At 42.5% G+C, this 13,152-nt stretch carries 7 protein-coding genes and 3 pseudogenes; 9 read left to right on the plus strand and 1 reads right to left on the minus strand.

Translation table 11 applies throughout. The features are described 5' to 3' along the window. The first annotated feature begins 124 nt into the window (after positions 1-124). From CV014_RS27355 to hetR, 5 genes and pseudogenes are all read left to right on the plus strand, one after another. Positions 125-658, plus strand: coding sequence for a PIN domain-containing protein (locus CV014_RS27355; protein WP_236144898.1), 534 nt, complete (start codon positions 125-127; stop codon positions 656-658). A 55-nt stretch (positions 659-713) separates the two neighbouring features. Continuing rightward, a pseudogene (locus CV014_RS27360) lies at positions 714-1,759 on the plus strand (zinc-dependent dehydrogenase). 104 nt (positions 1,760-1,863) lie between these two features. Further along, positions 1,864-3,240: an inorganic phosphate transporter gene (locus CV014_RS27365; RefSeq protein ID WP_268964926.1), complete on the plus strand. Its 1,377-nt coding sequence runs from the start codon at positions 1,864-1,866 to the stop codon at positions 3,238-3,240. Between the two features lie 812 nt (positions 3,241-4,052). Further along, on the plus strand, positions 4,053-6,296 hold the full coding sequence (locus CV014_RS27370) for a DMT family transporter (protein WP_236144899.1): 2,244 nt from the start codon (positions 4,053-4,055) through the stop codon (positions 6,294-6,296). A 1,135-nt stretch (positions 6,297-7,431) separates the two neighbouring features. Beyond that, positions 7,432-8,331, plus strand: a complete 900-nt coding sequence (hetR, locus tag CV014_RS27375; RefSeq protein WP_103139735.1) for a heterocyst differentiation master regulator HetR — start codon at positions 7,432-7,434, stop codon at positions 8,329-8,331. 454 nt (positions 8,332-8,785) lie between these two features. On the opposite strand, the gene CV014_RS27380 is transcribed toward hetR, so the two are convergent. Next, on the minus strand, positions 8,786-9,355 hold the full coding sequence (locus CV014_RS27380; RefSeq protein ID WP_236144900.1) for a hypothetical protein: 570 nt from the start codon (positions 9,353-9,355) through the stop codon (positions 8,786-8,788). Positions 9,356-9,510: 155 nt separating this feature from the next. Between CV014_RS27380 and CV014_RS30265 the strand changes: the two genes are divergently transcribed. The 4 genes and pseudogenes from CV014_RS30265 to CV014_RS27395 all read left to right on the plus strand — a co-directional run. After that, positions 9,511-9,636: a hypothetical protein gene (locus CV014_RS30265; protein ID WP_268964927.1), complete on the plus strand. Its 126-nt coding sequence runs from the start codon at positions 9,511-9,513 to the stop codon at positions 9,634-9,636. Positions 9,637-9,762: 126 nt separating this feature from the next. Further along, positions 9,763-10,371 carry a 30S ribosomal protein S4 gene (rpsD, locus tag CV014_RS27385; protein WP_236144901.1) on the plus strand — a complete coding sequence of 203 codons (609 nt, stop codon included), beginning with the start codon at positions 9,763-9,765 and terminating at the stop codon, positions 10,369-10,371. A 478-nt stretch (positions 10,372-10,849) separates the two neighbouring features. Then, positions 10,850-12,882 (plus strand): annotated as a pseudogene (locus CV014_RS27390) (cation:proton antiporter domain-containing protein). 95 nt (positions 12,883-12,977) lie between these two features. Further along, positions 12,978-13,152, plus strand: a pseudogene (locus CV014_RS27395) (S-methyl-5-thioribose-1-phosphate isomerase); the annotation flags it as partial.

Raw genomic sequence — 13,152 nt, forward strand, 5'->3', positions numbered from 1 at the left:
TTAATTGCAGAAAGCCAAGAACTAGGCTTTTATGAGTAGAATTTTGCTAACTATGGGCGAACTAGATAGATTCTATTTGAACATCTCAGTTAAAAAAAGAAATGCTACGTGCTGTGCTAGACTCATGCGTACTTTTCCCTATGTATCTACGGATACTTTACTATGTGCGTCTGAAGCTGGATTTTATTTCCCCTTTTGGTCGCAAGACATTCTGGATGGTGCAACTCGTAATCTTGTGGCTACGGGGAGAATGTCACTAGAAAACTCAAAAAGACTGGAGACAAAAATAAAAACTGCTTTTCCTGATGCGATAGTTGCTGTAACGGATGAACTCATCGAAGTCATGACAAATCATCCAGGCGATCGCCACGTACTTGCTACTGCTGTAGTCGCTAAGGCTAATATTATTGTGACTTCCAATCTTAAGCATTTTCAGAATCAGGATCTAGCTCCTTGGAGTATACAAGCGCAATCTCCAGATGAGTTTTTGACTAATTTGTACAATTCCGATTCAGACAAAATGGTGAAAGTGGTGCAAAGACAATCTCAAAGTCTCAAAAAGCCACCAATGAATTTCAACGCATTACTTGACCTATTAGCTAGAGAAGTACCAGGTTTTGTGAGTAATGTTTTATCCTATAAATCTGAAACCTTGTAGCAGAACGTAGACGACTAATGTTAAATCTAGTAACGTTGAACGGTGAAAAATCAACGTGAAAGCACAGGTATTTAGAGGTGTAAATCAACTCTCCTACGAAGAAATCCCGTACCCAGTCTCGAACCAGACGAAGTGTTGGTACAGGTGCAAGTAGTTGGCTTATGTCAGTCAGATATTAAAAAAATTCGTTATCCTCTCTATGAACCACCGCGCATCTTTGGCCATGAAACCGCCGGAATTATCGCCGCAGTAGGTTCACAAGTGTCAGGTTGGCAGCTAGGACAACGGGTAGCAGTAATGCACCATATCCCCTGTATGCGTTGTGCCTACTGCATGAATGATAACTTTTCCATGTGTGATGTCTATAAAAACATTTCCACAACAGCAGGATTTAACGCCAGTGGCGGTGGCTTTGCTGAGTATGTAAAAGTTCCTGGTCATATCGTCCAGAATGGTGGATTAATTCCGATCCCCGAAGATATCAGTTTTGAGGAAGCCAGTTTTGTTGAACCTACCAACTGCTGTTTAAAGGCAGTGAAAAAAGCCCAAATTGCCCCAGGACAAACGGTATTAGTGACCGGTGCAGGGCCAATTGGCTTAATGTTTATCATGTTGGTGAAGTATTTCGGGGGAAAAGCGATCGCCACTGATTTATTACCCTCTAGAATCGAAAAAGCCATCAATGTTGGTGCAGAAGCCGCTTTTGATGCGCGTGATCCCGATTTAGCAGCCAAAATTCATGCCCTTACAGGGGGACTAGGCGTTGATGTGACATTGTTAGCCGTACCTAGTGATAAAGCCTTCTTTCAAGCCCTAGACTGTACCCGCAAAGGCGGCAAAATCCTATTTTTCGCCGAATTTCCCGATGAAGTAGAAATCCCCATGAACCCCAACATTCTCTACCGTCGAGAAATCGATTTAATGGGTAGCTATAGTTCCTCCTACCGCCTGCAAAATCTCTCCGCCGACATCGTATTCAATCGTCGCATAGATGTAAAAGCCCTCATCAGCGATCGCTACCCCCTAAAAGATTTATCAGCCGCCGTAGACCAAGCGATCGCCCCTACGGCAGAAACTTATAAAATCCTCATTTATCCGTAAATTGGGGACTGGGGACTAGGGACTGGGGATTATCCTTTTCTCCCTCTGTCCCCCCTGCCCCCTGCCCCCTTTCTTAATTCAGGGTCTTCCCCCTCTCCCCATCTATGGAAATACCGATTACATTACTGATAGTAGCCTTACTAGCTTTGTATGTAGCCTGGAATCTTGGAGCGAATGACGTTGCTAACGCAATGGGAACTTCGGTAGGTTCTAAGGCGATTACTCTCAAGCAGGCACTCATTATTGCTGGGGTCTTAGAATTCACTGGTGCGGTTTTATTTGGTCATCAAGTGACAGCTACCCTCGCAACCAAAGTAGCCAATCCTGATTTATTTGCCGCTACACCCCAAGTTTTAGCCATTGGCATGGTGACAGTGTTAATTTCTTGTGGTGTTTGGCTGCAAATTGCCACAGCCAAGGGCTTACCTGTATCTTCCTCCCATGCAGTCGTCGGTGCGATCGCAGGTTTTAGTTGGGTAGCTTTAGGCGTAGGGGCAATTGATTGGTCAACCATCGGCTCAATTACTATCGGTTGGATTTTAACACCAGTTATCAGTGGAGCGATCGCCGCTTTATTCTATAGTCAAATCAAAAACTGGATTTTGGATCAACCTCATCAAACCAAACAACTACAAGAGTGGATACCCTGGCTAAGTACAGTCCTCATCGGTGTATTTGGCGTAATTGTTCTACCTCCCTTCACTCTACCCATCAACAATTTTTTAACTGCCCAATTCGGCATCCACCTCCCCCCCCACGATATCGCCCTAGTCATAGGTGCATTAGCCGCCGTTGTATTGACTGTTGTGAGTTGGCGACAACTCGACAAGGCAGGGGGCAGGGGGCAGGGGGCAGGGGGCAGAGGGCAGAGGGCAGGGGAGACAAAGGAGACAAAGGAGACAAAGGAGACAGAGGGAGAAAAATACAATCCTCAATCCCCAATCCCTAGTCCCCAATCCCCAGTCCCCAATCCCCTAGAAACCCTTTTCGCCCGCTTCCAAGTATTAAGTGCCTGCTTTGTTGCCTTTGCACATGGTTCTAATGATGTGGGTAATGCGATCGCGCCTGTAGTGGCGATCGTTTATATTGTTCGCACTGGTCAAGTACCCACCAATAGTATTGATATTCCTCTGTGGATTTTAATTCTCGGCGGTGTAGGAATAGTTGGCGGTCTTGCTGTCTGGGGAAAAAACGTCATTGCGACTATTGGCGAGAATATCATTGCCCTACAACCTAGTAGTGGGTTCTGCGCTGAACTCGCCACCGCTACTACTATCCTCATTGCTTCTCGCCTGGGTTTACCTGTTTCCACTTCTCACGCCCTTGTCGGTGGTGTAGTGGGGATCGGTCTTGTGCAAGACATCAAATCAGTGAAGTTTGAAACACTCAAGGGCATAGCCACAGCTTGGATAATAACTGTACCTCTAAGTGCAGTTCTCAGTGCGGTAATCTTTAGTATTGCCAGGATGATTATTTTTTAATATCAACTATTAATATGAATTTAAATTAATCTTTTTGCAGATTTTCCGGTTGTGATCTGCTTTTAGCATGAATAATAGAATGTATTTTGGCAAAATGGCAGCTAATTAATTACAATACGTCTTAAGGAAATAATGTTAATTTCTTCCTTAACTGAAGAGATAAACTGTTATACAAGCTACATTCTATAAAAAGTTACAGGTAACTTTAAAACCCTAGTATTTATTGAGCAATCGGTAATATATTGGCAAACACCTAGTAATCCCTATTGCTAAAAACAACACAATTATTGATATTGAGTCACAAATTTTTCTCTGCAAAAATCTTACTGAGGCAAACTGAACAAGAAATCAGACTGATGAGTGACAAATTATTCTGTGATCTGAAAACAGACACAGTATAAATAAGCTGTGAGTTAACCAACTTGGGATTTGAGATTTAAGGTTTTGGAATGATTGCACCCACTCTGAGGTGACAGCTTGGAGACTTGGGATTTTTGCTACCAACAGGAATCCGGCTTGAACCACAAGGAAAAATCCGTCTTGGAAAGTTCTGATGCCTGCGGGCAAGCCGCAAAGCGTCTACGGAGGAAACCTCCGCTCAGACTTTCCGCAAAATCTAAAATCTAAAATTCGGAGGGTCAAATAGTATGCTTTGCCAATACTGGGGTAAGCATGACAAAATGGCGTTGATATCCGTAAGTCCTGTTAAGATTTTCTCTTTAATTTGACAAAATACCAGAAACTTAGTATTAGCACCACGCAATTTGACAGGAAGCAGCTTTATCGTCAAGGTGTATAGAGGTTAGAAACTAATGGGGCGATTTGAGAAGCGACCAGACAACCCAAGAGTCAGAGGCGACATATCCAGAGCCGCAGAATCAGCTCTGTGGGCTGTCGTCGAAGATTTAGAAAGTATCCAACAAAGTTTACTTAAATCCTTGCAAGATGAAATTAAAAGATTGCAAGGCGAAAAAGAGCGTTTGTCTGAGGAAATTAACCAATTAATTGAAGAAAAAGAACATTTACAAGAAGTTAGACGAATTACAGAACAGCAGGTGTTAATCCGGCAGTTGTCAGAAGCTCTAGCTAAACACATTTGTTCTCAACTACAATCTTCTTTAGCGAAGATAGCTAGCCAAACCGAAAGTCAAATTGCTGCTCTCAAGTCGGCTCAAGTAGTGAATTCTGAGAATAACAACTTAGAGCAAGCAGAAAAAATGCTGGGTAATCTAGACGATAACCTCACCATCACTTTTAATTCCCTACAACAAGAACTCAAAAATTATCAAAACAATCTCTCCCAACAGCTGTCGCGGATGTACGATCAGCAGCAGCAAGGGGAAACTATTTTAGAAGACTTTATCAGTCAGCTGCGTAATGAACTCAGCCAAACTATTCAAGAAGCTTCACAGCTAGCCGCTCAATCATCTCTACCTACAGTCATACAACCGACGGGAGTTCCATCTTCTAATGTTAGTTCCGTCGTTAACTTATCTCCACCTACAGTCATCCAACCTGCGGAAGTTCAATCTAATACAGCTTTACAAACTCCTCAAACAGTAGAGCAGGTTTTTTCCCAACCGATAGAACCGCAACAATCTGTAACTGCGCCCTCCGCACCATTTATTATTCCTCCACCTGCTCAACAACCTGTTACATCGACAGTTACACCACCCAGCGAAGTCAAATCTCCACCAGAACCGATTTCTGTGCTACAGCCAGAAATCTCTGTACCAGAGATCACCCCTCCAGAAATTCCATCTTTGCAGCCACCAGAACCGATTTCTGTGTTGCAGCCGTCAATACCTGAAACTCAGATTACATCCCCACCGCCAGAAAAACTGCCAGAACCTGTTGCAGTCACTCAACCCAAACCCCCATCCAATCAGGAAAAGGCTCAAGAACCAATTTCTGTACTGCAAACAGATGTTCCAACTAAAGAAAATCCGGCTCCAGTAGTTAGACCATCGTCAAAACGGGTATCTTCGCCGCCTCCAACTAGATCCCGTCGTTCTTCTAATTTATCTACAGTTCAAATTGGCTTTTTGCTAATAGTTGCGTCGGCTGTGATGTCATCACTGTACAACGTCGCTATCAAGGGGATGTTTTATAAAACCTCTCAAACCTCGGCTGTCTTGGAAATTGCTGGCTTAATTGCGCCAACAGTGGGAAATATTATGTTAATTCTCACTTTGCGCTTGATGGTGGTAGTACCATTGATGATGCTGTTAGCTCCTATGATGCACCCCCAAGTCTGGGAGGATTTACAAACCCTCAAGCAATCTTTTGGGAAAAACTCTGGTTCTCCCCGCAGTAGGCGACAAAGTGGTTTGCAGTTAATTATTGCTAGTGGTTGCTTTTTGTTTTTATCCCAGGTTTTGATTTACTTCGCCATTGGCCAAGTCGCAACAGGAACAGCGATCGCTCTATTCTTTGTTTATCCCGTTGTTGTCAGCCTTTTATCTTGGTTTCTGTTACGCGATCGCCCCAGTGGTTTCCGCACTACCGCTTTAGGTGCAATCTTTGGCGGAGAATTACTGGTGTTTGGCGGTGCTTTCATTGCTAATGGGATGAATAACAATAATTTACTAGGAGGGATCACGGCAATCTTAGCTGGAGTAGCTTTTGCTTGTTATTTACTCTTAACTAGAGCTTGTGCTACTAAAATACATCCTGTCTCTTTGACATTTGTTAATTTCGCCACCATGTTGGTTTTGAGTTTCATCTTTTTAATGTTGCCTTTACCCAGTAATTGGAGTCTTGCCGTTGATCCCTCTAAGGTACTAGAAATTGTTTTAAGTGCAGCGATTTTAGGAGTCTTGACGCTCGTTGGCTATGTGTGCAATCATCTGGGGGTTGGTAAGTTAGGCGCGCCGCGATCGGCAGTTATTGGTGCTGGTGTACCGATTTTGACCGTGATTTTTGCTGGCTTAGTCCTCCAAGAAACACTCAACATTGTCCAAGTTTTGGGCGTGTTATTTGTCACTTTTGGAGCAGCAGCCTTTAGCTTTGGTAAAGTGCGAAATCCTAACCCGTCCTCTGGGACAGAAAACTAATTCTCTGGTATTAACTATTTTGATCAGCCATAAATTTTGATACCAGAAATGTCATATCATTTTAACTATCTAAAATTCCCAACATGATGCCTAAAATTCTTAGTGTTCATCTTTAACCAAAGAATTTATACCATTGATGGAGAAACTGGTTAATTTAGATGGAAACCAAAAACCTGGAGCAGAAGCTAAAGTTGTGGCATGACATAGCATTCTACTCATGTCGCTATTGAGAAATTACCAACTAAGTCAGGCCAGTTAACATTCTTACTTTTTAGTATTATCGTAGTCCTATAAATCTCAATGTCATTAAACTTTGATAATTGGATTTAGCAAATCCTTATCTAGTGCTGACCGAGTTTAAATATTAAAAAATAAAAGATTAAAAATAAATTAATTCACATAATTTTAATGCCATGATATCTGAAGATAGAATATTATGTTGTGAGCAAATAAACCGTATGGCGACAGTCGAAAGCTCTACCTAATCAAGTATCTGTGACTTTCCCTCTATGCAAGGAACTCACTTGCTACCAATCAGCAGGGATGCCGCATTTCATGGTAAGAAAAATCGCCCTACTTTTTAGACGTTCAGTAGGTTGCCAAGTGACTCTTTGAGAGTAACTACTCCTTGTTGTCTCTGAGAATATACCGATTAGCAAGTTTTTCCAGAGTCCGCACGTCACTGAAAACCTGAAACGTTCTGGAACGGTAACTCCAGTAAATATATTCAATTAAGCTATCTTCCAAACTTGGTAGATAGCCAAAGTTGTTGGAAATAATTGTTACTGAGAGTTACTAAATAAAGGGCAACAGAAAATCCGGATATAGCAGAAAGTCCTTGTAGGTTACTTATTAGAACCATATATTATATAGTTCGTTAGTGCCTGACAAAGATATCATGGGTAAATTCTGGCAGTTAAATCGCTATTTTTCGGTAAGATACAGAAATAACTCTCGTAGTCTCACGATTACTACTCTTACCGAACCACAGTATGGAGGAATGGGTAATTTGAATACAAATTATTAGTTACGAAACCCATAATATACATTCTGGCGCGGTGAGAACACCTGCCATTAGGTGTATTGCAATTACTTTTTTAAACTAACTTAGTGTGTATTCAACTATTTGTAATTTATGAGTAACGATATCGATCTGATCAAACGTCTTGGCCCCAGCGCGATGGATCAGATCATGCTATACCTGGCATTTAGTGCCATGCGGACAAGTGGGCATAGACACGGCGCATTCTTAGATGCAGCAGCTACCGCCGCTAAGTGTGCGATTTATATGACTTATCTAGAGCAAGGTCAAAATCTACGGATGACAGGCCATTTGCATCATCTAGAGCCGAAACGAGTCAAAATCATCGTTGAGGAAGTCAGACAGGCTTTAATGGAAGGCAAACTGTTAAAGATGTTGGGTACACAAGAACCCCGCTATCTGATTCAGTTTCCCTATGTTTGGATGGAGAAGTTTCCTTGGCACCCTGGTAGATCCAGAATTCCTGGGACGAGTTTAACTAGTGAAGAAAAGAAACAAATTGAGCAGAAATTACCCAGTAATTTACCCGATGCTCAGTTAGTCACATCATTTGAATTTGTCGAGCTAATTGAATTTCTCCATAAGCGATCGCAAGAAGACTTACCACCAGAACATCAAATGCCTTTGAGTGAGGCCTTAGGAGAGCATATCAAACGTCGTCTGCTCTACTCAGGCACGGTGACACGAATCGATTCACCTTGGGGAATGCCTTTTTACGCCCTGACTCGTCCCTTTTATGCGCCAGCTGACGACCAAGAGCGCACCTACATCATGGTAGAAGACACTGCTCGATATTTCCGTATGATGAAAGATTGGGCAGAAAGAAGACCGAATGCCATGCGTGCTTTAGAGGAATTAGATATTCCGCCCGAAAGATGGGAAGAAGCCATGCAGGAATTAGATGAAATCATCCGAGCTTGGGCAGACAAATATCATCAATCTGGAGGTATCCCCATGATTTTACAGATGGTATTTGGCAGAAAAGAAGATTAATCACAAATCAAAAACAGTGATTTGTACAACCAACCTAACAATCAGTAACACCACAAAAACGTTCTTCAAGATCACAAACGAGCATCTGCATAGCAGCTATAAACGAGATTTTGCTATCTTCAAAACAAGCAGGATCTCAGACTTTGGGATAAATTGGCTGAACTAGCAGATAGCTATCGTCTGTGCTAGATTTAGATTTTAACTATTTTGGTTGAGCAGAATTCGTCTCAGAAACCTGCAAAATCAATATATCAAATTGTCAGAATTTTTCGCTACATTCGGCTGACTTGATCTTGGGATTTTGGATTTGACACCTTGAATTGATCCCCAGCCATTAAACCAGGGGTTTGGCAGATTTTTCAATTTTTGCATCTTCACCGCAAAATCAGCCTGAGAAAATTCTGATCGGAGGAAACATCCGATCAAAACTTCCCGCAAAATTTAGTGTCTAAATTTAGATGCCTGGACTTTGAGGAACTGGTTGACCTTCAAAAGTGGAATTGGATTGTGTGTTTGGCTGAACTGGTGACAGTGAAGTAGGTGCAAAACCAGTCACGCGATCGCTACCATTAATACAGGTATTCAACACCTCATTAGGCGCAAGCTTCGTCTCAGCACGCAAACCAACGACACACTCCGCAAAACGCACTGGTAGTAAACTGCGTCCGCAGTAGTTCAGCACATCTGGATTAATTGCTTCTTGAGTATTCTTACTAACTGAAACTACACAGGTAGCTAATTCCTTTGGTCTTCTGGCTCTGGTGCAGGTAGTTAAGGCATCACTAGCACTAATTTCCGTGCGTTGATCAATGAACACCACACAAGCCGATAAGTCTGTAGGACGCAAAGCTTCAGCACAAGCTTGTGAAGCCGCTTGCTCACTCACGCCAACTCCTAAAAGTCGGCCTGCACAGGCGCGATAATCATTATAGGTAGTAGCCATACTAGGGAAGCTCATCACTACAGAGCCGCCTATAGCCAATACTGGTGCGATCATCCGAATCATACGAGTTTTCAAGTCCATTTAGGATTTCCCCCCACTAACCTGTGTTCTGCACATTGCGATCGTCTGAACACTCAAAGTTATGCTAACTCAAATGTGCAACAAATCTTTGGCTAATCAGGCAAAACCAAAGAACAGGAAGAAAAATCTTTTATTTTGGGGTTGGGGATTGGGGATTGGGGACTGGGGATTGGGGATTGGGGATTGGGGTAATGTGGATTGAAAACAAGGGAGACAAGGTAGGAGATGAGAAAAACTGTTCCCTGTTCCCTGTTCCCTGTTCCCTGTTCCCTGTTTTCTAATGACTAATGACTATTGACTGTTGACTATTGACCATTGACTAAAAATTATTTTTGCAATTCTTAATTGCGAGTATTTATAATAGTATGTCTGGGTAAAATTTAAACAGGATTAGATTAAGGAAACTCATGTCCCGATATAGAGGGCCACGGCTTAGAATTGTACGTCGCTTAGGCGAATTGCCAGGATTAACTCGTAAGAGCGCAAGACGCGCTTATCCTCCAGGTCAGCATGGTCAGAACCGCAAGAAGCGTTCTGAATATGCTGTCCGTTTAGAAGAAAAACAAAAACTCCGTTGTAACTACGGTTTAACCGAAAAGCAGTTACTACGTTATGTGCGGAAAGCTAGACGTGTAACTGGTTCTACCGGTCAAGTGCTGCTGCAATTGCTAGAAATGCGCTTGGATAATACCGTTTTCCGCTTGGGTATGGCTCCCACCATCCCAGCTGCTAGACAGTTGGTCAGTCATGGTCACGTTACAATTAACGGTCGTGTAGTAAATATCCCCAGCTATCAAATTCGTCCTGGAGAAGTAATTGCGGTCAGAGACAGAGCGCAATCCCGGAAGTTGGTGGAAACGAATTTACAGTATCCCGGTTTGGCAAACCTTCCCAATCATTTGGAGTTTGATAAAAACAAACTGGAAGCTAAAGTAAACAGTGTTATTGAACGCGAATGGGTAGCTCTCCAAGTTAACGAACTGCTGGTTGTGGAATACTATTCCCGACAAGCCTAATATACTCCCATCGCCAACTGCAACAGCAGTGGCGTGGGTGCAAATTTGTCTACTATGCTTTTCGCCACCTAGTGAGCAAAATATCAACGCTGATTGGCAATTTTGTGATACTGCTTTGTCAATTTAGCGGTTTTTTTATGTCTGTGCTGGGGATTTCTTTTCGTCGTTGGCGATTTTTAATGTAGTGAGTTGGCTTTCTCAATTTTGAGAATGCTGGAATTTTAAGGACTAAAGTCCTTACTACAAACTTTTTTACTCCACGAATTGGAGATTTTTTCAGTGTTTTGAGAAACTGAAAGATGATTTTCCTCCTTAAGATGGTTGAAAATTATCTGTGATTGAAGGGTAATGTCGATCAAAGGGATTTTTAGCCAGAAATTGATGAACTGATAGATATAAAGCTGACTCTAATGGAGATGCGATCGCCTGTTTGAAATGGTACTAATATTCGAGTCAGCTTATATACTCCCCCATAACTATGCAATTAATTTTCTGGCTGGGTATAACTCATGTACAGATAGCTTCAGTGTTATCCACACCCATTAAAGACCCAGTACCCGTATTTTTGATGATTTTGGGGATTATGTTAATTGCCCCGTTATTATTTGAGAAAATTCGGCTACCAGGAATTGTAGGATTAATTTTGGCAGGGGTGTTAGTCGGCCCTAATGGCTTGGGATTGTTGGCGCGGGACAGTACCATCGTCTTGTTAGGCACTGTGGGCTTATTATTTCTCATGTTCATGGCTGGTTTAGAAACTAGCTTAGATGACATGAAATACAATGCAGATAAGGCGGTAGTCTTTGGGCTAGCTACTTTTGCTGTACCAATGGTATTGGGTACGGTAGCCATGATGAGTATTGGTTATGGGGCTTTACCTGCAATTTTAGTGGCTTCCTGTTTTGCTTCCCATACCCTGCTAGCATTACCCATTGCCAGTAAATTAGGGATTATGCGTTCTCAAGTGTTGACTACTACGCTAGGCGGCACTTTAATTACTAATATTTTGGCACTGTTGGTGTTAGCTGTAGTAGTCAGGGCGCACCAAGGTAGTTTAACTTTAAGTTTTTGGTTATTTTTGATCCCAGCGTTGATAGTCTACACTTTTTTGACTTTATGGGGTGTACCCCGTATTGGCCAGTGGTTTTTCCAGAGATTTGGTCACGATGAAGGGGCAGAATTTACCTTTGTTTTGGCTACCTTATTTGTGGTGTCCTTTGGGGCGGAATTGGTGCAGATTGAACCAATTATTGGGGCGTTTTTGGCGGGGGTAGCCATTACCCAACTGATTCCCCAACTTAGCCCGTTGATGAACCGCATTCAATTTATTGGTAATACCTTATTTGTTCCCTTCTTTTTGATTTCCGTGGGGATGCTGGTTAACCCTGGGATTTTGATTAAAGATCCGCGATCGCTGTTAGTATCTGGTGTGATGGTAGCTGTGGCTATTGTGGCTAAATATCTACCTGCTTGGGGTGCTGGTAAGTTATTTGGGATGGATTTTAACAATATCATGGTGATGTTTGGGCTATCGGTAGCACAAGCTGCATCAACTTTAGCAGCCATCACCGTTGCTTATAACATTAAGCTAGTCGATGAATTAACTGTGAATGGCACAATAGCCATGATTTTAGTTACCTGTATTGCTTCGCCTTGGGTAACAAATCAATGGGGACGCAAACTCAAACCAGAAGCCGTTAGTGTCCAGAAATTCGCAGATGATCATATAGGCGATCGCGTTTTAGTTCCGGTAGCTAACCCCAGTACAGAAGATAATCTCCTCAAATTAGCGATTATTCTCGCTAAATCAGCAAATGGGACACTGTTACCACTCCATGTTTTACTCGAAGAAAATACCCCCCTTTCCCCAGAGGCGAAAACCAGACAAAGCCAACTGTTATCCACAGCAGAAATGATTGCTCATGCAGCCGTGGCGAATGTTAACCCTATTGGGAGAATTGATGAATCTATTGATAAGGGTATTGCCCGTGTAGCGGAAGAAAAACAAGCCAGCGTCGTCATTTGCGGCTGGAAAGGCTATTCTACTTATCAAGAAAATTTATTTGGTAGTGTGATAGACCGGATTGTACAGCGTAGCAGCGTCCCTGTGTTGGTATCGCGTTTTCCCCTACCTATTGAACACACCAATCGGGTATTTTTAGCATTCACCACCGAACAGACGCGAGAAAATTCTTTTAACCAAAGTATTGACTAGCCAAGAGTTTAGCTACAGAACTCAAAGCCACTCTTCAACTGTTACAAGTTGTCTCAGCCAAGGGAAAAACAGGCGATTTACGCAATGTTGAACTGCCACCAGACACACCAATTCAACAAGTACGAGGTAATTTCGTCCGACAAGTTTCACGATTACTTAAAACCAATGACTTACTGCTGTTAAATGGTGGAGTCAAACACAAAACCCAACTCATGGCACTATTTGGTAAAGCACCAGAAGCGATCGCTCATAATCACCCAGAAATTGCTATGATTATTGCTTACTTTCCAAATTGAAAGGGTGTAAGGGTGTAAGGGCGTAAGGGTTTAGAGGAAGACAATACCTAATTCTTACCCAGTCCCCAATCCCCAGTTCCCAATCCCCAATATTTATGATTTACCCCGTCATTTGGCAGAATAATTCAGTCATACTAATTGACCAAACCCGTTTACCTAATGAGTATGCTGTGGTGGAAATTCACCGTAGCGAAGATATGGCGAAGGCGATTAAAACGATGATTGTGCGGGGTGCGCCGGCAATAGGTGTGGCTGCGGCTTACGGGATGT

Source organism: Nostoc sp. CMAA1605 (assembly GCF_021596505.1).
In the GTDB taxonomy this organism is placed as follows: domain Bacteria; phylum Cyanobacteriota; class Cyanobacteriia; order Cyanobacteriales; family Nostocaceae; genus Trichormus.

Excerpts from the sequence above, each read along its gene's own strand:
- rpsD (WP_236144901.1), top strand. The coding sequence starts at position 9,763 with ATGTCCCGATATAGAGGGCCACGGCTTAGAATTGTACGTCGCTTAGGC.
- hetR (WP_103139735.1), top strand. The coding sequence starts at position 7,432 with ATGAGTAACGATATCGATCTGATCAAACGTCTTGGCCCCAGCGCGATG.
- CV014_RS27365 (WP_268964926.1), top strand. The coding sequence starts at position 1,864 with ATGGAAATACCGATTACATTACTGATAGTAGCCTTACTAGCTTTGTAT.
- CV014_RS27380 (WP_236144900.1), bottom strand. The coding sequence starts at position 9,355 with ATGGACTTGAAAACTCGTATGATTCGGATGATCGCACCAGTATTGGCT.
- CV014_RS27355 (WP_236144898.1), top strand. The coding sequence starts at position 125 with ATGCGTACTTTTCCCTATGTATCTACGGATACTTTACTATGTGCGTCT.
- CV014_RS27370 (WP_236144899.1), top strand. The coding sequence starts at position 4,053 with ATGGGGCGATTTGAGAAGCGACCAGACAACCCAAGAGTCAGAGGCGAC.